This is a genomic window from Anaerolineales bacterium (assembly GCA_037382465.1).
GTDB lineage: Bacteria > Chloroflexota > Anaerolineae > Anaerolineales > E44-bin32 > WVZH01.
In genome coordinates, this window is sequence record JARRPX010000044.1 from 33,162 (window position 1) to 52,794 (window position 19,633).

Consider the following 19,633-nt stretch of genomic DNA (forward strand, 5'->3'; position numbering starts at 1 on the left):
CGTGAACTCACTGACACGCGCTGCGTGCTGCATCATCTCACTTAACGCTGCTGGCGCGATCCTGCTTTCGCACAAGCCCGATGAGATCGTGGAAGCGAGGCTGCTTTTCGATCCGCACAATATGGAATGCGATTTCGAAAACAAGTATCCCGGAACGATGTATGGGAACACCAGCTGCCTGGCTGCCGCCATCAGTGCAGCAATTATCGAAAATCCTCAAAACCCAGATCTCATCGCCGCGATTCAGTCCGGGGTGCGGGGCCTGCGCAGCCTGTTGATTTCCGGTTTTGAACGGGATGATCTTGAAAACGGCAGAGATGAGTTTCACTTTCCCTTCGAAACCATCGTGAAGGCGTTCAACCAACCGAGTGACATCCTCTCCGTTGCTCCGGTTCAGAACCCCGTGAAAAATCTGGTCGGTGCGGAACCGACGGGCACTCCCCGGGTCAGGGCAGGCTACTGGACGCTGCTCGAGGACCGCTACACACGCGACTTGAATCAGGTGGCGCAGCAGATCGTGTTGGGCGGCGTCGACACCGCGCTGCAGGACGTACCGGTCGGCCAATTCGGTGCGTTAAAAACCGTAGACAGGCGGGAGATCGAAGCCCTGCACAGCGTACGTACCTTGATCGGCGAATATCTCTCCCGCCCGCAGGCCAGGCCGCTTTCGATCGCCGTATTTGGTCCTCCCGGATCGGGCAAGTCCTTCGCCGTCAAACAAATTGCCAAATCTTCATCCGCGGGTTCCGTGCAGGCCATTACCTTCAATATCTCGCAGTTCGATCAACCCTCGGACCTGATCGATGCACTGCACCAGGTGCGCGATATCAGCCTCTCCGCGGCGACGCCGCTCGTGTTCTGGGATGAATTCGATACTCCGTATGAAGGAAAAGCGCTCGGTTGGCTGCGCTATTTTCTCGCCCCGATGCAGGACGGCGCCTTCCAGGAGGGGCAGATCACACATCCGATCGGAAAATCTGTTTTCGTTTTCGCCGGTGGAACGAGCCACCGTATGGGAGATTTCGGTGTCGACCTGGAGGAGCCCGAGCGCAGGGCGGCCAAACTGCCCGATTTCATCAGCCGCTTGAAGGGTTTCCTGGATATTCTCGGCCCGAATCCGATCGCAGGCCTGGACGATCCCTACTTCATCCTGCGGCGGGCTATCGTGCTTCGTGTCTTGTTCGAGATGCACGTCCCGCAGATTCTCGAAGATGCAAACGGAGAGAAACGGGTGCGCATCGATCCGGGGATCCTGCGCGCCTTCCTCGAGACCAAGCACTACAAGCACGGTGTACGCTCGATGGAAACGCTGCTCACCATGAGCACGCTGGCCGAGGCCGCATCCTTCGACCGCTCCTGCCTGCCCCCGGAGGACCAGCTCAACATACACGTGGATGGAACCGATTTCCTCGCCCGGGTACAGCAATTGGATCTCAAGGGCGAGACATTGGAACGCCTGGCGCACGCCGCGCACGAAGTCTTCTGCGAAAACCTCACCGAACAGGGATATTCCTACGCTCCGGTGACGGACCGCGAGAAGAAGACCCATCGGGCGCTGGTGGCTTACGACGAGCTGAACGAGACGTTGAAGGAATCCAACCGGGCGAACGTGCGCGATATTCCCAATAAATTGGCTCGGGCAGGTTACGTCATGCTGCCCGCCCGCAGCAATGAACCGCCCTTCAACTTCCCCGGGACCGACCTGGAAACGCTCGCACGCATGGAACATGCGCGCTGGGTGGAATCGATGCGGCAGGCCGGTTGGGTGCATGGCCAAACCCTCGATGAACAAGCCAGGACGCATCCGGCGATCGTCGATTGGGAGGAATTGAACGAGGACGAGCGTGAAAAAGATCGCCAGATGGTGCGCTCGATCCCGCTCATCCTCTCCAGGGCCGGATACGCCGTCGTGCACGTTCAGAACGGCGGATGAGCGGGCAAACGGAAACCGAGCTGGTCGTGGCAGTCAGCGGCCATCGAGAGCTCGCCGATCGGGAATCAGTTATCGTCGCGCTCGAGGAAGCAATCTCAGCGATCGAGCAAGCCTTCCCCAGGCAGACGTACCGCTTACTCTCGCCCCTGGCTGAAGGAGCCGACCGACTCGCCGCAGCGGTGGTGCTGCTGCGGCCGCTTTGGAAACTGTGGGCCATCCTGCCGCTGCCGGTCGAAGACTATCAGCGCAGCTTCTCCTCAACTGCCTCCCGGAGCGAGTTCGATGTGCTGTTGAAGAAGACGCAAAAAACGCTCTTGCTTCGCCCTCCCGTCGATCGGATTGAAGCCTATCGCAAACTGGGCATTTATCTCGTCGACCATTGTCACGTGCTCCTGGCTGTCTGGGATGGGCTGCCAGCACGCGGACCGGGCGGCACGGCGGAGATCGTCGGATTTGCCCGCAAGCGCGGGCTGCCGCTTGCCCTGATTCGGCTGAACGGTGGATTGCCCGAAACGGACGGTCCGATATTCGAGCGCTTCCCGCCGCAGATGCATACACCGCAAGAAGGCCCAAATATAGACGGAAATGATCGATGATTGACACCGGCGATCAAACGAAAACCGAGAAACAACCTACTCGCATCGCGCGAATCAATCCTTGGATTTGGCTGGCGCTGCTTTGGCTGACAGGCATTGCGCTGGGTTATTCAGGATTTTCCATCTACGCCGCCTTGAACGGCGAAAATTGGTCCCGACTTGACATCGTCTACCGCCTGCTGCAACTGATAACACTTGAGTCGGGGAGCATCCCCCGGCCAATACCCTGGCAGCTAGACGTCGCTCGTTTCGGTTTGCCGCTCATGGCGGCATGGACCGCTGTACGTGCGGTAATGACGTTGTTCCGCGAGCAAGTAGCCTTCCTCGCGCTTCGTTTCAGGAAGAATCACGTCGTCATCTGTGGGTTAGGACAAAAGGGTTTCTTATTGGCATGCGACTTCCTGAATGCTGGGTGGAAGGTGGTCGTCATCGAACAGAACCAGGATCATCCACTCATCGACAAGATTCGATGGATGGGAGCCATCGTCCTCTCCAAGGACACCACCGATCCGCAAACCCTGCTGCGCGCCGGGATTCGGCGAGCGTATGGGTTGATCGCCGTAACCGGGAACGATAGATCGAACGCCGAGGTCGCCGTTCAGGTTGCCCGAGTACTCGACGGCCGTTCTACGCCCCTGCACTGCCTGATCCATATTGTCGATCTCGATCTATGGGACTTGCTCCACGAGTGGCAGCTGTCCATGGTGCAGAACCCCGCGCTCCGCATCGAATTGTTCAATATCTATCAGCGGGGTGCCGAGATCTTGCTGGCCCGATACCCGATCGTCGGACGGACTGCAGAAAGCACCCGTGCGGGGAAATATCTGCTCATCGGTCTCGGTCAATTGGGACGCAACCTGATCGTAACCTGCGCCGAACGCTGGTTCCGGCAGCGTACGGACCCACAGGAGCGGATACGGCTCATAGCCGTGGACAGACACGCATCCTGCACTGTCGCCGCACTGGCGGCCCGCTTCCCGCAGCTGGAGCAGTCGCTTTCGATCCAAAGTGTGGATATCGAGCTCGAATCGGCCGACTTTCTTTCCGGCGCCTACCTGAACCTGCAGCGCGATCCAGCGCCATTCGAAACGGTCTTTATTTGCCTCGATGACGACGCTCGATCGATACCATCCGCCTTGAACGTACGCCGCCAACTGCGCGGGATGGAAACCGAAATCATCCTGCGCGCTGGAACCCAAGCCGGGTTGGCTCAGCTCGCCCTGCAGGCTAGCGGAACTTCAACGAACTTTCCCCATCTGAGCGCGTTCATGCTCGTCGAGGAGACCTGCGCCAGGGATATCTTCAGGCTCGGCACGCATGAACGGCTCGCCCAGGCGTTGCACGAATCGTATCTTTGCTCGCGGCCGCAAGACGAAACAAATGATCCAGCTTTCCGGATATGGGCTGAGCTGCCCGAGCGCCTGCGTGAAGCCAATCGGCGACAAGCAGACCAGATGGTTCATCTGCTTCACGAATCTGGGTTCTCACTCTCAGTGCTCCGGGATTGGGGGGATTCTCCTATCGAATTAAGCGCGGCAGAGATAGAGGAGCTGGCATGCCTGGAGCACCAGCGCTGGTGCGTAGAGAAAATCCGGCAGGGTTGGAGATTCGCCGTAGGACGGAAGGACGAGCAAGCGAGGACTCATCCGGATCTGGTCGATTGGGATCGACTTCCCGAAGCTGAACGTGAGAAAAACCGGCGAGCGGTGAATGCATTCCCGCAGTTTCTTCACACTGCGGGATACCGCATCGACAGGGCAAGATCGGATTAACCTGAACCGTATGACGGTAATTGCTTGGTGAGGCGTGTTAGTGTTTGAGGGGTAAAAACAAGACGAAATAACAGGGACTTATCGGCCGAATACACGTGAAATGGCCGAGACCAATTGACGTCGCGCCAAATACAATTGAAAACCTGCAGTTACGGCAATAAAATTCACGCCAGGTTCCTCCGGTTTCTGAGTGAACGGAGCCAAAATTCGACCGCATCCCAATAGGTGTCGGGGGATTACAAGTTATCGACCCACATCCTCGATAGAAATTTTCTATACCCTCGAATTGAAAACTTGAAAGCTCATTGTGACAGAATTCACTAACAGGCCTTACGAGCGCCATATAGACTGTGCCTGGAAGGCTATCCGCGTACAGCGCAGGCACGAGAACCGTGCCCACTGGTTCAAACGAGACGGCAGCGCCGCAGCCAAAAGCGCGCCGCTCATAGGAGGTCACAATGTCGGACTGGAATTTGGATAACGTGGAAGTCGCCAAGGTTGTCGATGCGCGCAGCAGCGCTTGCCCGGGCCCGTTGCTCGAGGCCAAGAAAGCCATCGGCGCCGTCAAGGTCGACGAAGTGTTGGAGATCTGGTCCGGAGATCCGCGCACCAAAGAGGATATCCCTCGCTGGGCTACGAAAGTCGGACACGAATTTCTGGGCGTTGCACCAGCCGAGGGGTACGAGCGAATTTTCGTCAAGCGATTGAAGTAAAGGTGTCCGCCATGGAGACATCGACGAAGCCCAAGATATTGATCTTGGCATCTTTATCGGGCGGCTATGCCGGAGCGGATTCGGTTGGACAGGCGCATCGGGATTACGCCGCGAACACGTATATTCTGCCCGTGCGATCCCCGGCGATGTTTTCTCCGGATTTTTACCTACAGGCCTTTTCGGAGGGAATCGACGCCATCCTGGTAATGTACAGCGGCACCGATTGCCCTTACGAGGGGGCGGCGGACGTCACGGCGCAGCGCCTCAACGAAACCTACCCCTTGATGAAGGAGCGCGGCATCGACACGCGGCGCTTGAAGCTCGTGGCGATCTGCACGGTGTGCACGGATTCCTTCATGCGCGAAATTCAACGCATGAACGACGTGCTCGCCGAGATCGGCCCCGTGGCGAACGAGGTCTCGAAACAGCCGGTCCTTTAATCCGGTTCAATTGCTGCAAGGTGCGGAAAGGGTGTGCGTATGGCCCGAGAAAAAATCAACGTGGACGTCATGGTCGTCGGCGGGGGGATCGCAGGTATGCAGACGGCGCTGGATCTCGCTGACCAGGGCTTTCAAGTGGCGCTCGTGGAGCAAGAGCCCAGCATCGGCGGGAAGATGATCGCCTTGAGCAAGGTCTTTCCGACGTTGGACTGCTGCAGCTGTATCACCACCCCGAAAATGTCCGCGGTGGCGCATCACGAGAACATCCGCTTGATGACCTATACCGAAGTGCAGTCCGTAGCCAGAGAATCGGGACGCTTCCAGGCGCAGCTGCTCAAGCATCCGCGTTACGTGGATGAGGCACTCTGCACCGGATGCCGCCAGTGTGAATATGCCTGCCCGATCGATCTGCCGGCGGCATTCGATCTGGGCTACGGTGCGCACCGCGCCATCCGGGTTCCATTTTCCACCGCAGTCCCGCAGTACGCCGTACTGGACATCGAGCACTGTCTGCTTTGCGGGAAATGCGAGAAGGTCTGTCCCGTGTCGGCGATCGACTTCAGCCAGAGCGAACAATCGATTCAAGTGGAGGCCGGTGCGGTCGTGCTCGCCACCGGTTTCGAGACCACACCCCGCGACGCCAAGGCGGAGTACGGCGGGGGAACATTCCCCAACGTGATCGACGCCCTGTTCATGGAACGGCTGCTCGCCCCGACGGGACCCTACGGGCACGTGCTGCGGCCTGGCGACGGCAAGGAGCCGATGTCGATCGGTTACGTGCAGTGCGCGGGTTCGCGCGACTGCACCCTGGGCGTGGAATACTGTTCCCGGATCTGCTGTATGTATGCCATCAAGCAGGCTCAGTTGCTTTCCGGCGCGCTGCCGCTGGCGGACATCACCATCTACTACATGGACATCCGCACTTTCGGCAAGGGATACGAGCAGTTCTACAAAAACGCCCAGGCGATGGGCATCGAATTCATCAAAGGCAAGGTCTCCAAGATTACACAGGACGAAGAGCAGAATCCGATCGTGCACGTGGAAATGGTGGATCTGACTCCGCGCTTGCTCCAGAATACCCACGACCTGGTTGTGCTTTCAGTGGGCATGCTGCCCAGATACGATCCCGCCTCGATCTACGGAGTCGCGACGGCGGAGGACGGTTTCGTCGATTCTCCGTTCGCCAACATGGCTCCCATGCTGACCAACCAGCCCGGAATCTTCGCCACCGGAGCGGCGACTGGCCCGATGGACATCGTCGACAGCATCATGATGGCCAGCGCCTGCGCGGCGGAAACTTCCGCCTATCTGCGGGGCAATGGACACGAAAATACGTCCGCCTTCGAGCAACGCACTTCGCAAAAGGAAAAGCTCCATGCCTGAGAAAACAGAAACGGGACACAAGCGCACGTCAGAAGTCAGAGAGGAAATCCGCATCGGTGTGTACACCTGTTACTGCGGCGGCAACATCAGCGACGTCGTCGACTGCGAACGCGTGGCCAGAACGCTCTCCGCTTTGCCCAACGTCGTGGTATCGCGCACGAACATGTCCATGTGCTCCGATGCGGGCCAGGCGCTGATCGAAGAGGACATCCGCGAGAAGGGCGTCAACCGTGTGGTCATCGGCGCCTGCGCGCCGTCGCTGCACGAACTGACCTTCCGGGGCACGCTCGAGCGCGCCGGCTTGAATCCCTACCTGTATTATCACGTCGGGCTGCGGGAACAATCCAGTTGGGTGCATCACGACGATCCCGAGAACGCCACGGAGAAGTCCATCCGACTGATGGCTTCAGGGATCGCCAAAGCGCGTTTGCTCGATCCGCTGCAGCCCTTCCAGTTGGAAGCCAGACAGCACGCCCTCGTCATCGGCGGCGGTGTGGCGGGATTGCGCTGCGCGCTGGACATCGCTCGAAACGGCATTCAGGTCACGTTGATCGAAAAGACCCCGTTCCTGGGTGGACATGCGGCGCAGCTCGAAAACGTGTTCCCCACCGGCGAGCGCGCACGTGAATTGTTGGATCAACTTATCCGCGAGGCGGCGAGTCACAAGAACATCAGCATTCTCACCCAGGCCAGATTGGTTTCAGCCAGCGGTTACGTAGGCGATTTTCAGATCCAAGTCGAACAGGATTCCCGCGGTGTCACCGAGAAAAATGCGGACGTCGCCATGCGCGCCTGCGAGCAGATGGTTCCCGATCCATATAATTACGGCCTGACCGAGCGCAAATTGGTCTATCGAGCGTATCCCGGTTGCTACCCGTCGATGCCGGCCGTGGATTGGGAGAACTGCCCGAACGGCCGACTCGACCTGAATCTCGATGGACAAAGGTTGACCTTGAAGAACGAACCACGCACGATCGAACTCAACGTTGGCGCCATCGTCGTGGCCACCGGTTTTGACCTGTACGTGCCTCGCCAGGGCGAATACGGGTACGGTGAAATCCCTGAAGTCGTCACTTTACCGCAGTTGATCCGCCACCTGGCTTTGCTCGAGGATGGGCAGCCGTTTGTCTGGAATGGGCATGCGGTGCGCGATCTCGCATTGATCCACTGCGTCGGCAGCCGTCAAATCGAAGGTGTACACGAGCCGCAGGCGGACGGCAGCGTCAACAACTACTGCTCGCGCTATTGTTGTACCGCCTCGCTGCATACGTTGGATGAGATTCACGATCGTTATCCGGACGTCAACGTCTACGACCTTTACCAGGACATCCGCACCTACGGACGCGGCCACGAAGTCTATTACCGCAAAACCCTCGAGAATCTGGTGCGCTTCATCCGCTATCGCGGGGATGAAATTCCCGTCGTGAAAGCGGCTGCGGAAGGCGACGGCCATCCTGTGCTGGTGGAGACCGTCGATACGTTGACATGGGGTGAGGCGCTCGAAATCCCGGTCGACCTCGTCGTCCTGGCGGTGGGCATGATGCCGCGGGACGTCGACGATCTGGTGCAGATGTTGAAGATTTCCAGGGGCACGGACCGCTTCCTGCTGGAAGTGCACCCCAAGCTGCGGCCGGTCGAAACGGCGGTGCCGGGTGTGGTTTTGGCTGGTACGGCGCAGAGCCCGATGAACATCCAGGAAAGCTGCGCAGCCGCAAAGGCTGCGGCTGCGAAAGTCGTGGTTCTGCTGGGCAAGGGCAGCGTCGAACTCGAACCTTTCGTCGCCCGTGTCGACGCGGCGCGATGCACGGGCAGCGGTCATTGCGTCGAGATCTGTGCCTACGAAGATGCCATCACCCTGGAAGCGTTCTCCGATAACGGGCGTGAGCGAAAAGTCGCCGTTGTGACGCCGGCGAACTGCGCCGGATGCGGCGCCTGCGTGAGCGCCTGTCCGGAAGGCGCCATCGACGTCCAGGGGTGGACATTGAAGCAGTACCTATCGATGGTGCAGGCACTCGGCGCGGAATACAGAACGCCGGCGGAGGTGGACGCATGAGCGACAAGGAAGACAAGAAAGCACGCACGCAGATGTTGAAAGCGCTGCGCGAGAAACACGAAGCGAACGTAGAAGCGACGCGCGAGATACTGAAAAATCAACAAAATGTGCGGCGTGATATTCAAAAGGCGCTTGCTGCTGAGCCCAAGACCGTTCCTCAAACCGCCGAGGAGATTGGCCTGCCGGCGCATGAGGTGCTCTGGCACGTGATGGCGATGAGGAAATACGGGCTGGTCGAGGAAAGCGACATGCAGGGCGATTACTACACGTATCAAATGGCGAAGGAGTCGTGAGCATGAGTCAGCGCGTCGATGCAACGCTTCTGAAAGAGATCAAGCAGTACGGTGCCGTGGGAATCGAAAAATGCTTCAACTGCGGCAACTGCACGGCCATATGTCCCCTGACGAGCGACGATCATCTGTTCCCGCGGGATATGATCCGCTACGCGCAACTGGGGTTGAAAGATCGTCTGCTGCAGAGCACCGACCCGTGGCTGTGTTATTACTGCGGCGACTGTACGCGCACCTGCCCGAAAGAGGCGGAGCCTGCCGAGACGATGATGGCCATGCGCCGCTGGCAGACGGCGAAATACGATCGATCCGGGCACGCGGAAAAAATGTACACCTCCGAGCGGGAGGTAGGGAAAGCCATCGTGCGCACGGCGCTGCTGCCGCTCGCCATACTGCTAATTTATCACCTCGTCACGGGCTTTTCCAACGTCATCACCGATCGGGTGGCGCTGAACGCGTTTGCTCCCGTGATGTGGGTCTGGGCGATCGTGCTGCTGCACTTCGGCCAGTTGGGGCTGCGGCTTTTCCGCAACGCAAGCAACATGTTCCGGCACGTCATGCACCTGGACGATGAGGACCAGCCGAAGATCCCCATCGGTATTTACCTCCAGGAATTAAAGAATTTCATCGTCCACGGCCTGACCCAGAAACGCTGGCTCGAATGTGGTGAAGATCGCAGCCGCTGGCTGAAGCACTTGATCTTGATCAGCGGATACGCCACGATGCTGGTCCTGGTCGTTGGATTGTTATGGTGGTTCCAGACCGACGAGTTGTACCCGATCTACCATCCACAGCGCTGGATCGGCTACCTGGCGACGATATTCCTGCTCTTCGCTTCGGGAGAAGCCCTGATCGGGCGGATGCGCAGGCGTGAGGAGATTCACCGCTTTTCCCATCCGACGGACTGGCTTTTTCCGAGCTTTATCTTCGTGGGCGCCGTGACCGGCATTTTGGTCCATATCTTCCGCTATCTGTCCTGGCCGTGGCCGACCTACATCATCTACACCATTCACGTCATGGCGATGGTGGCAATGCTCGATACGGAGGTGGGCATCGGGAAATGGACGCACTTGATCTACCGGCCGCTCGCCATGTATCTCGAAGCAGTAAAAGCGCGGGCAGCCGAAATGCCAAGTCCGGCGACGGCACCCGCAGCTTGAAACGGATGCGCAATGTTCAGAATCCATTCTATCGATCAGGAGGTTTTCAATGAGTGAAAAGATGGTGGTCGTTTGTAACCACGCCGACCCACCACACGTCATGCCGACCCTCATCATGGGGTCGTCCGGCGTGGCGCTGGACAACGAGGTGATCTTGTTCTTCTGCCCCGGCGGTGCTCAAGCGCTGCTCGCGGGTGAGTTGGAGAAGATCGGTACGCCCAAAGGTTTGCCAAATCCCGTCGACCTGTTCAACACGATTCTCGATCAGGGGGGCGAGATCATCCTGTGCGAACTGGCGCTCGAGAACAAGGGCATTGATCCCAAGGATTTGCGCGACGAGCGAATCGAAATTAAAAACGCGCCATCTTTCCTGTTGGATGCAGAAGGAGCAAACATTACACTCACTTTCTAGGATCAGAAGTTCTACTGATTCTTGACATCGATTTATTCCTGCGGTCATCTGCTCGAACACCCCCGGAGCTTTGTTTGTAGGACACGATGTCAATAATCGATGTACCTGGCTTGATCCAATCAAGCCAGGTTTTTATTGCGCTGGTCACGTCTCGGCAATCTGCAGTAAATCCCGGTTGGACGGATCGTGAACGAAGGCCCAAAACGCTTCCATGGCGCGATTCGGCGGATGGAGCTTGCTGCGGATCATGTACACTCTGCGATGCAGATCGAAGCCGCGAACCGGAATTCGCACCACGGTGCCGAGTTCGAGCGCCCACTGTGCGGCTGTGTGAGAAACGAAAGCCAGGCCAAACCCATTTTCAACCGTCTTCACGATAGCTTCGTCGTTGCCCACTTCGAGAATGACGTTCAATTCTCCAGGATCGATGTCGTGCCGGCCGAGTTCGGTCAGCAATTCCCGGCGGGTTCCAGAGTCTGGCTCGCGCATGATGAACGGCACGCCGAGGAAATCGGAGGGGTCGATGGAATCCATCGCCGTCCATGGTTGTTCGGCGGGGCTGATGAGAATGATGTGATCGGAGAAGAATTCCTGGCAATCAAGATCGTCGCCGCAGGCATCGAAGCTGACCACGCCCAGGTCGGCTTCGTGTTCGAGCAGCGTCGGCACGACGTTCGTACGCACGCAGCGGTGGATGAACACGCGTACGCCGGGGTGGCGCTTGATGAAGCGGCCGGCGAACTGCGGCAGGATGTATTTCCCGGTCGTCGTACTGCAGGTGATGCGCAGAGTGCCGATCACGCGATCTTCCATCGACTGCATCATTTGCTGCACCCCCATCGCATCGCGCAGCAGTTTTCTGGCCTGCGGGACGAGCAGTCGCCCGGCTTCCGTCAACATGATTTCGTTGCCGGATCGCTTGAAGAGTGGGCTTCCGAACTCTTCCTCCAGCTTCTTGATGTGGTGGCTGACCGTGGGCTGGCTGAGGTGCAGTCGCTGCGCGGCTTCGGAGAAACTCAGCGTTTCCGCTGCGTGTAGGAACATTTGCAGCCGGGAAAGATCGATCATCGTGGCGATACGCTCCTTGTTATCCTGGGTTGACGGTTCGATACTGTCATCTTCATTCCAAGTGTGTTGAAAAGGTAAGATTGCGTCGCGCAACCCTAATTCTAGTCTTTTTCGACCTCAATCACACATCCGGCTCCAGCCCGAATGAAATCCTGCTTATATTCCTTTTCGAACATTTCGATCGCTCGATCTCCCGTGCAATGACTCGGCGCCACTTTGGTTACACCCAACCGTCGAAAGTCGGCCAGGATCTTCTCGATCTCTGCCGCGCTCTTGTCGCCGAGGTGAAAGCCTCCCATAACCAAATAGACATCTTCCCCGAACAAGTTCTTGGCGCGCTCGATCACCTGCACCACGCCGGGGTGCGCACAGCCGGTGATCATCACCAACCCTTTCGTCGAGCGAACGACCAGGGCTTGCTCGGGAATACTGCCGCCGATCTCACCCGTCGTGAAGACACCGGCGGCAAGTGGTTGGCCGGGGGAGACCTCGAGTACGTCTGCGGTTTGAGCAATCCGTCCTTTCGTGCTTTCCGGGAACGAAGGTAATAGATACACCAACGGATGTGTGCTCAGGGCCAGTAATCCCTGCAGACCGCCTGTATGGTCGTTGTGATTGTGTGACAGGATCACCCGCTTGATCCGAGTAGGATCGATTTCCAGACTGCGCATGTTGGCGAGCAGGATTGGCGCGTCGCCGCCCGTGTCGAACAGCGAAGTGCTGCCGCGATATTCCACAAGCGCAGCAAATCCCCATGCAGTTTGTAAATCCGGGTTAAAGGGCCTGTTGTCGAATACGATCGTGATGGTCAGTCGATCGGAAGTTGCAGCACCGGTCGTTTCCATTGCAAACCCTTCCATCGTGCCGGCTTGTGATTCTGGTTCCTGATTTGCGTCCGGCAGGTTGACTCCGCTTTCAACGGATGGCTTGGTCGCGTCGGGCGAGGAATGATCAGGCGCCGTTCCTGCGCCCCGGCTACAGCTACTGAGAAGCAGGATCAGGAAGCCATTCAACCATGCATTACGCCTTCTCATTTTTAGATCCAGCTGTCCCGTTTTCATCGAGATGAGACTGTCACTCCCGATTAGGATTGATTGGAGTCGAAGATGCTGCATCCCGGCTGAAATCTTTCGACCCGCTGCTTCGCACCAATCCCGGCTTTCCGGTGTGGCCCGGTTGAATTTCCCTCGACAAAATTGAAGAGACCGGGACGCGGATGGATTTTCCCGATGGATCTTTTTCGAGGCGATACAAGTCCTGCATGCGTTCGATTCGATCGATGAACAGCACGCCATCCAGGTGGTCGATTTCGTGGTGGACGACGACGGCGTCGAAGCCTTCGAAAGTCCGTTCGAACGGTTTGCCTTGCTCGTCCAGCCCCGAAAGGCGTAAGTAGTGCGGGCGAATCGTTTCCCCAAACAAGCCCGGGAAGCTGAGGCAGCCGTCGAAATCGCGTCTTTCCTGATCCGCTTCCAGGATCACCGGATTGACAGGGCGGTGAATCTTCTTTGAGTCTCCACGGATTGTTCCGCGGATCCCAGTTGGACGATCACGACGCGAAGATGCGCGCCGATCTGGGGTGCGGCCAGTCCAACGCCGTTGGAGTGCGCGGCCAGTGTGTCCTTGAGATCCCGGATCAGCCGTTTCGCTTTCCGGCCCATCACTTCGACAGGTTCACACTTACGGCGTAATGCGGCTTCGTTTTTTGGGTATTTCAATATTTCTTTTCTTGCCAACGTTTCATTTTCCCTTGTGTTTGCTGAAAGAGGGTGGGTGGTTTAGAAAATGGTCGATGTGCTTCGATGCCCTCGATTTAATGTCGTTTGTCCGTTTTGCAGTTCCTGTCTTCTGGGAAGTAGGCCTCTTTGTCGCACCAGAATCGCACACCGTTGCGTTCGACGATCTGAACGCGTCCGCTCGCCGCGATGTGCTCGAACGTCTGTGAAGCGCTTTCTGGCTGCCAATATGCCAGGGTGTGCTTGACTTCGTCCTCGCGCATTGGATGCCGTTGGATGATGGCGAGTATGGAACTCAGCGGTCCGCTCTCGCTGCCGCGCTCGTAATTGCCTTCAGCCGGATGGACCACTTGTCCGACGTCCCCCAGAAAAGCCATGGCGCGCAGGATGCCTTCTCCGTCCGCAGGACGCACCCAGGTTTCTGCAGGCGGTCTCGAAGGGAGGTTGAGGTGGATGCAATCGGGTTTGATTTTTCGGAATGCTGCGGCGAGATCAGATAAGGCTTCTTCGGAGTCGTTCATACCGCGAATCAGCATGACTTCGGGCCACAAATTCCCTCGATATTCGAGGCTAAAATCGATCAGGCCCTGCAAATGGAGCTCGAAGGGAATTCGTGCGTGCGGACGGTTGATTTTGCGATAGAGTTCCGCTGTACCCGCATCCAGGCTGGGAAGCACCGCATCGGCCGCGAGTATCTCCTGTCGTACGTCCGGAATGTGCAGCAGTGCACCGTTGGTGATCACGGCAACGGGAATGTCGCAGCGTGCCTTCAATCCCCGGATCATCCAGCCCAGTCCGGCGTTCAACAGTGGTTCGCCGGAACCAACGAAAGTCACCCAGTCGATGTCGGTATGATCGTGTTCGTCCAGAAAACGCATTACCTGCTCCAGAATCAAATCCGGAGCGATGTATTCTTTTCGCAGATTGACGACCGGCCGGCTGCGTCCGAGCTGGCAGTAGACACAATTCCAGTTGCAGGTTTTCAACGGAATCGGATCGATGCCGAGCGACCGGCCTAATCTTCGCGAGGGTACAGGACCAAAAATGTGGTTCAAGTCAGCTTCCGCGTCGACGCAGACGACGGATCAACAGGTATCTGCATCCAGCTGAACGGTATCAAAGAATCGGGTGAGCGTCAACTAAAATGTGACGAACGTACAACTAAAATAGGAAAATGTCACGTTATGGGACCGGTTGACCTGATATAAGGTATATTCATTGGTCTGATCGCCGGACTTGGGAGAAGGAATCAACCATGAATGATCAAGAGACGTTGGACGTAGGCACTCGTGTCCGGGAGATCCGTGAGGAACGGCGAATGTCGCTGCGGGCGCTGGCAGAACGATGCGGATTGTCGGTCAACGCCATCAGCCGCATCGAGCGCGGGGAGAGTTCTCCGACGGTGTCATCGCTGCTCCAACTGGCAACAGGACTCAAGATTCACATCAAGGATTTCTTCGAGACGGGTCCGGAGCAGTCTACGATCGTCGTTCGCAAGGACAAACGCCTTCGCTCGCTCGGCGACGGTGCGCGGATGGAGAGTCTGGGCGCTGGTTTACCCGGCCAGATTCTGGAGCCGTTCTTGATGACCATCGAACCTGGGGCGCTGGGTGTCGAACAGCCCTGTGAGCACGAAGGCGAGGAATTCGTGCACTGTCTCGAGGGGGAGATCGAGTATCAAGTCGGGGAGCAATGGCTCCGTCTGACAGCGGGCGACAGTCTTCTCTTCCTGGCGAATCAGGCGCACATGTGCCGCAATTCAGGATCGCAGAAGGCGGTCGTCCTGTTGGTCCTTGCGTCCAACGATCAAGATGCCGGGCTCTCCGGCCAACAACATCTGATGACGATCAGCGGACGGATTCCCGGGTAACGTTACCGGCTGGATTTTGTTCATGATGCGCATCGCCGTGCCGGAAACACGTGATGAGAATAATTGGAAAGCGGGGCGTATAAAATGAAATTGGCATTTACATTGAAGACAAGGGCGGATAATTCGAGTCTCGAGCGTCGTTTTGGGCGCTGCCCGTACTTTCTGATCGTCGACACAGATTCGGGCAAGCGGGGAATTATGGAAAACCCGGCGCTGCAATCACAGCACGGTGCCGGTACACAGGCGGCGCAATTTCTCGTCGAAGAAGGCGTCGAAGCCGTGATCAGCGGGGATTTTGGTCCGAATGCTTATTCGGTGTTGGATGCGGCCGGCGTGCGCATGTATTCGGCGACAGAGAAGCCGGTAGAAAACCTGTTGTCGGATTTTCAAGACGGGAACCTCCGGCGTGCCACGCCGCGTGGTGGACGGGGTCGCGGCAGGCGGCGATGATTCTCACCGTCGCCAGTGGAAAGGGAGGCACCGGGAAAACGACCATCGCTGCGAGCCTGGCGGTGGCAATTGCCGATGAATTTCCACTCTATCTGGACTGCGATGTAGAAGCGCCGAACGCGCATATTTTTCTCAGTCCGGAATTCACTCAGACCCAGAGGGTGAATCAACTCGTCCCATCGATCGACGAAACCCGCTGTGATGGCTGCGGACGCTGCGCCGAAGTGTGCCAGTATCACGCCATCGTCGTGCTCGGAGACAAGGTGCTCGTCTTTCCCGAACTGTGTCACGGCTGCGGAAGCTGCACGCTGCAGTGTCCACAGCGGGCAATCGAGGAGGTTCCCAATGTGCTGGGATTGCTGGAAGCCGGAACTGCACGGGAGGGAATTCGTTTCGCTCGCGGCGTATTGGAGATCGGTCAGCCCATGGCCGTGCCCATTATTCGGGCGCTCAAACGTTGGGGACCGTTCGGGGACATAGATACGGTCATACGCGACGCGCCTCCGGGGGTTTCGTGTCCGGTGGTCGAAACGATGTCGGGTGCGGATTTCGTTCTGCTGGTCACAGAGCCGACGCCGTTCGGACTGCACGATTTACATCTTGCCGTACAGCTCGCAGGCGAGCTCGGTCTGCCCGTGGGTGTGGCAGTGAATCGCGAGGGGATCGGCGACGGGCGTGTGGATGAATATTGCCGGTCGGTGGACATCCCTGTTTTACTGCGCATTCCCTTTAGCGAACGAATCGGTAGAGCCCTGGCGCGCGGCGAGAACCTGGTTGAAGCGTTCCCCGAGTATCTCCCGCTATTCCGTGGCTTGTACGTGGACATCCGCAGCCGGTTGATCGAACGAGAAGGGATGAGATGAAGCAGCTCGTGATCCTCAGCGGCAAGGGCGGCACGGGCAAGACCAGCATCGCTGGCGCCTTGTCTCATCTGGCCAACGAAAATGGTGGAAGCAAGTCGATCGTGATTGCCGACGCCGATGTGGACGCCGCGAACCTGGAATTGATCCTGTCACCCAGGTACACGCAGCGCGAGGACTTCTGGAGTGGCAAAATCGCCGCGATCGACCAGGAACTGTGCGAGTCGTGCGGGGAATGTGTGCAAGTGTGCCGCTTCGATGCAATAAACGAAGCGAGTGATGGCTATTCTGTCGACCCGTTTGCGTGTGAGGGATGCGCTGCTTGTTTTTACGTCTGTCCGTCCGAAGCGGTCACGATGAAAGATCAGCTTGCCGGCGCCTGGTTCCGCTCGGACAGCCGCTATGGGTTGCTCTATCATGCTGCGCTGCGTCCGGCGCAGGAAAATTCCGGGAAACTCGTCACGTTGCTCAAGCAGCGCGCGAAACAGCGTGCACTCGATGAAAAATGCGATCTATTGATCGTCGACGGTCCGCCCGGAATCGGTTGTCCCGTAATTTCAGCCCTCTCAGGTGCAGACGTGGCCCTGATCGTCGCTGAGCCATCCAAAGCCGGCGTGCACGACATGCACAGGATCGTAGACACTGCCGATCATTTTGGTCTGCCTTGTGTGGTCTGTGTCAATAAAACGGATTTGTCGGTCGAGGGTTCGAGAGAGATAGAAGACTACTGCCGGGACAAAGGCGTGAAGCATGTGGGCGCGATTCCGTTCGACATCGATGTGCCTTGTGCCATGGCCCAGGGGCAGACCGTGATTGCCTACCGGCCGGATGGCCCGGCAAGCCTGGCAATCCGGGAAATGTGGCGGCGAATCGAAGCGGTATTGTGGGGTCCGGAGTAATGCATGAGAATTCCAATCAGGAGGTTTGAGCAATGCGTATTGCAATTTCGACGGAAGAGAACAAAGGTCTCGAGAGCAGGGTAAGCCACCATTTTGGACGCTGCCCCTATTTCGTGATCGTCGATCTTGAGGATAAGAAAGTGGAAAAAGTCGACGTGATCGAAAACCCGTTTTTCGCCCGACACGAGCCGGGCATGGTGCCAGGTTTCATCAACGAGCAGGGGGTGCAGGTGATGATCAGCGGCGGCATGGGCCGCCGGGCTATCGGTTTTTTTCAGGAGTATGGCATTTCGCCGGCGACGGGGGCGCACGGCACGGTGCAATCGACGTTGGACAGCTACCTGCGTGGTGAGCTTCAGGAAGCCGCACCCTGCCGGGAAAGCGTCGAACACGCGCACGGTGACCCGCATTAAGTGTCAGCGCGCCGCGCGGCAAATAAAGAAACCCGAAAGGTCTATAAACCTTTCGGGTTTGTCCTTCCATAGTATAAGCGTTATTGGCTGATCTGGCCGGCGAGTTCGACGCGCGTGTCCAGCAAGCGGTTATGCAGCGCTTTAGCGACGCCCAGCATCAGCCTGTAGCCCAAATCCGTGTTTTCCTCGCACAGTTTGCGGAGTCCAGCCGCCTCGATCTGAATCAGCTTACCATCGCTGCGGGCGATTCCCGAGGCGTTGAGTTGATAGGGCGGCAGCAGCGCAGACAAGGCCATCAGATCGCCGGCGACGACCCTGCCGACGACGACTTTCTTCCCACTGCCAAGCGTGAAAGCGATATCGACTTCACCTTCGATTACTAGATACAGATGGGTGGCTTCCTCGCCTTTTTCATAAATCCTCGCAGTAGCTTTGAAGGCCGAACTTTCGTGGAAAATTTCCTCGCCGGCTTTGAAGGACCTTTCTTCACTGATCATGGCGACGGCTTTGATGCAGCTTTCACTGATGCCGGCAAAATGGGGATAACGTCGTAGGATTTCAGGTGAGATCATTGGATTTCCCTTTCCATTTCGAGAGCGAATAAGGCTGCGTCCACTGCGTGTGGAAGCGCAGCTTCGACTTCGGGGGATAGACTTTCGTCAAAGGTTTGCACGTCGGCCGCTTCGATGCCTATGAGCAGGATGTCCTTCGAATCGGGAAGATACGCACCAGCCTGACGTCCGAGCGCAAGCGCAGTGGGTAGATTCATATCGTGTGCCGAGGCACTGCGCTGCGTGGGCACGTCGTCCGGTGAGAGAACGTGAATCGTACCGGGCGCAGCTCCGGTCTGGATGGCGTCGATGATCACGGCGCGATCGAAACCGATCATGCGTTCCATCAGGCGTAGGCCGCCCCAGTAATCCTCGTCGATTTCGATTTGTTCGTTCTGCGGAAGAATCTCGCGCAGCATTTTGGCGACGCGCAATCCGACACTGTCGTCTTTGAGAAGCGGATTTCCGAGTCCAAGTACAAGCGTTTTCACTTTTTTATTATACCGGGAAAAATCGGGGGATCAGGAGCGAAAGCGGCCCTGATCCCCGTTTGGAATTCTATACGGATCAAAGATTTTGGGTCAAGCGTTCGATGACCTCGCCGTCTTTGTCCCGAATGACGACTTCGAGCGGCATCTGGCCGGGAAGCGTGTGCGTGGCGCAGGCCATGCACGGATCGTAGGCCCGGTAAGCCATCTCGATCGTGTTCAACAAGCCTTCCTTGATCTCAACTCCTTTGGTGATCAACCCCTGGGCGGCTTTCTTGACCGACATGTTGATGGCGGCGTTGTTGTTGGTCGTTCCGACGATCAGGTTGACCTTAGTGAGCACGCCCCGCTCATCGGTCCAGTAGTGATGCGTGAGTGTGCCGCGCGGCGCTTCGACCTCACCGACGCCTTCCGTGGGCGTCTCGGTCGGCAGCACGCGGAATTCTTCACCGGTGATCTCGGAATCCGTGGCCAATTCCACCCAGTGCTCCGTTGCGTAGAAAAATCTTTTAACATCGGTTTTTGACATAATGTTGCTGCTCTCGT

At 57.6% G+C, this 19,633-nt stretch carries 23 protein-coding genes; 15 read left to right on the forward strand and 8 right to left on the reverse strand.

Annotated elements, in window-relative coordinates; all coding sequences use genetic code 11:
* Position 1: 1 nt before the first annotated feature.
* The 10 genes from P8Z34_11790 (at position 2) to P8Z34_11835 (ending at position 10,752) form a co-directional block, all read left to right on the forward strand.
* Positions 2-1,933, forward strand: a complete 1,932-nt coding sequence (locus P8Z34_11790; GenBank protein ID MEJ2551354.1) for a RyR domain-containing protein — start codon at positions 2-4, stop codon at positions 1,931-1,933.
* Complete coding sequence (locus P8Z34_11795; protein MEJ2551355.1) at positions 1,930-2,529, forward strand: hypothetical protein; 600 nt, start codon at positions 1,930-1,932, stop codon at positions 2,527-2,529. The genes P8Z34_11790 and P8Z34_11795 overlap by 4 nt, the downstream gene beginning before the upstream one ends.
* On the forward strand, positions 2,526-4,301 hold the full coding sequence (locus tag P8Z34_11800; protein ID MEJ2551356.1) for an NAD-binding protein: 1,776 nt from the start codon (positions 2,526-2,528) through the stop codon (positions 4,299-4,301). Before P8Z34_11795 ends, P8Z34_11800 begins: the two co-directional genes overlap by 4 nt.
* A 458-nt stretch (positions 4,302-4,759) precedes the next feature.
* Positions 4,760-5,014 carry a sulfurtransferase TusA family protein gene (locus P8Z34_11805; GenBank protein ID MEJ2551357.1) on the forward strand — a complete coding sequence of 85 codons (255 nt, stop codon included), beginning with the start codon at positions 4,760-4,762 and terminating at the stop codon, positions 5,012-5,014.
* 11 nt (positions 5,015-5,025) lie between these two features.
* Positions 5,026-5,454: a hydrogenase iron-sulfur subunit gene (locus tag P8Z34_11810; protein ID MEJ2551358.1), complete on the forward strand. Its 429-nt coding sequence runs from the start codon at positions 5,026-5,028 to the stop codon at positions 5,452-5,454.
* Positions 5,455-5,493: 39 nt separating this feature from the next.
* Positions 5,494-6,837, forward strand: coding sequence for a CoB--CoM heterodisulfide reductase iron-sulfur subunit A family protein (locus P8Z34_11815; protein ID MEJ2551359.1), 1,344 nt, complete (start codon positions 5,494-5,496; stop codon positions 6,835-6,837).
* Positions 6,830-8,890: a CoB--CoM heterodisulfide reductase iron-sulfur subunit A family protein gene (locus P8Z34_11820; GenBank protein ID MEJ2551360.1), complete on the forward strand. Its 2,061-nt coding sequence runs from the start codon at positions 6,830-6,832 to the stop codon at positions 8,888-8,890. Before P8Z34_11815 ends, P8Z34_11820 begins: the two co-directional genes overlap by 8 nt.
* Positions 8,887-9,183 carry a hypothetical protein gene (locus P8Z34_11825; protein ID MEJ2551361.1) on the forward strand — a complete coding sequence of 99 codons (297 nt, stop codon included), beginning with the start codon at positions 8,887-8,889 and terminating at the stop codon, positions 9,181-9,183. Before P8Z34_11820 ends, P8Z34_11825 begins: the two co-directional genes overlap by 4 nt.
* A 2-nt stretch (positions 9,184-9,185) precedes the next feature.
* On the forward strand, positions 9,186-10,340 hold the full coding sequence (locus tag P8Z34_11830) for a 4Fe-4S dicluster domain-containing protein (protein MEJ2551362.1): 1,155 nt from the start codon (positions 9,186-9,188) through the stop codon (positions 10,338-10,340).
* A gap of 49 nt (positions 10,341-10,389) precedes the next feature.
* Entirely contained in the window at positions 10,390-10,752 is a 363-nt protein-coding gene (locus P8Z34_11835; protein MEJ2551363.1) for a DsrE family protein, read from the forward strand.
* Positions 10,753-10,896: 144 nt separating this feature from the next.
* Here the strand turns inward: P8Z34_11835 and P8Z34_11840 are convergent, their stop codons facing one another.
* From P8Z34_11840 to P8Z34_11860, 5 genes are all read right to left on the reverse strand, one after another.
* A complete protein-coding gene (locus P8Z34_11840; GenBank protein ID MEJ2551364.1) occupies positions 10,897-11,820 on the reverse strand; it encodes a LysR family transcriptional regulator in 924 nt (307 codons plus the stop codon).
* 101 nt (positions 11,821-11,921) lie between these two features.
* Complete coding sequence (locus P8Z34_11845; GenBank protein MEJ2551365.1) at positions 11,922-12,854, reverse strand: MBL fold metallo-hydrolase; 933 nt, start codon at positions 12,852-12,854, stop codon at positions 11,922-11,924.
* Positions 12,855-12,894: 40 nt separating this feature from the next.
* Entirely contained in the window at positions 12,895-13,302 is a 408-nt protein-coding gene (locus P8Z34_11850; protein ID MEJ2551366.1) for a peptide deformylase, read from the reverse strand.
* A complete protein-coding gene (locus P8Z34_11855; protein MEJ2551367.1) occupies positions 13,299-13,556 on the reverse strand; it encodes a peptide deformylase in 258 nt (85 codons plus the stop codon). Before P8Z34_11855 ends, P8Z34_11850 begins: the two co-directional genes overlap by 4 nt.
* 77 nt (positions 13,557-13,633) lie before the next feature.
* A complete protein-coding gene (locus P8Z34_11860; protein ID MEJ2551368.1) occupies positions 13,634-14,611 on the reverse strand; it encodes a radical SAM protein in 978 nt (325 codons plus the stop codon).
* 200 nt (positions 14,612-14,811) lie between these two features.
* Here P8Z34_11860 and P8Z34_11865 point away from each other — a divergent pair, with 200 nt between their 5' ends.
* The 5 genes from P8Z34_11865 to P8Z34_11885 all read left to right on the forward strand — a co-directional run bounded on the left by P8Z34_11865 (position 14,812) and on the right by P8Z34_11885 (position 18,048).
* Positions 14,812-15,426 (forward strand): XRE family transcriptional regulator, encoded by a 615-nt coding sequence (locus tag P8Z34_11865; protein ID MEJ2551369.1) that lies wholly within the window; start codon positions 14,812-14,814, stop codon positions 15,424-15,426.
* 84 nt (positions 15,427-15,510) lie between these two features.
* The gene (locus tag P8Z34_11870) at positions 15,511-15,876 is read left to right on the forward strand and encodes a NifB/NifX family molybdenum-iron cluster-binding protein (protein MEJ2551370.1); all 366 of its coding nucleotides are present in this window, start codon (positions 15,511-15,513) and stop codon (positions 15,874-15,876) included.
* A complete protein-coding gene (locus tag P8Z34_11875) occupies positions 15,873-16,739 on the forward strand; it encodes an ATP-binding protein (GenBank protein ID MEJ2551371.1) in 867 nt (288 codons plus the stop codon). Before P8Z34_11870 ends, P8Z34_11875 begins: the two co-directional genes overlap by 4 nt.
* Positions 16,736-17,635, forward strand: a complete 900-nt coding sequence (locus P8Z34_11880; GenBank protein ID MEJ2551372.1) for an ATP-binding protein — start codon at positions 16,736-16,738, stop codon at positions 17,633-17,635. The genes P8Z34_11875 and P8Z34_11880 overlap by 4 nt, the downstream gene beginning before the upstream one ends.
* A 32-nt stretch (positions 17,636-17,667) precedes the next feature.
* Positions 17,668-18,048 (forward strand): NifB/NifX family molybdenum-iron cluster-binding protein, encoded by a 381-nt coding sequence (locus P8Z34_11885; protein MEJ2551373.1) that lies wholly within the window; start codon positions 17,668-17,670, stop codon positions 18,046-18,048.
* Positions 18,049-18,128: 80 nt separating this feature from the next.
* Here the strand turns inward: P8Z34_11885 and P8Z34_11890 are convergent, their stop codons facing one another.
* The 3 genes from P8Z34_11890 to P8Z34_11900 form a co-directional block, all read right to left on the reverse strand.
* Entirely contained in the window at positions 18,129-18,620 is a 492-nt protein-coding gene (locus P8Z34_11890) for a cyclic nucleotide-binding domain-containing protein (GenBank protein ID MEJ2551374.1), read from the reverse strand.
* Positions 18,617-19,090 (reverse strand): hydrogenase maturation protease, encoded by a 474-nt coding sequence (locus P8Z34_11895; protein ID MEJ2551375.1) that lies wholly within the window; start codon positions 19,088-19,090, stop codon positions 18,617-18,619. Before P8Z34_11895 ends, P8Z34_11890 begins: the two co-directional genes overlap by 4 nt.
* A gap of 76 nt (positions 19,091-19,166) precedes the next feature.
* The coding region (locus P8Z34_11900) for a nickel-dependent hydrogenase large subunit (GenBank protein ID MEJ2551376.1) at positions 19,167-19,633 on the reverse strand (467 nt) is incomplete at its 5' end.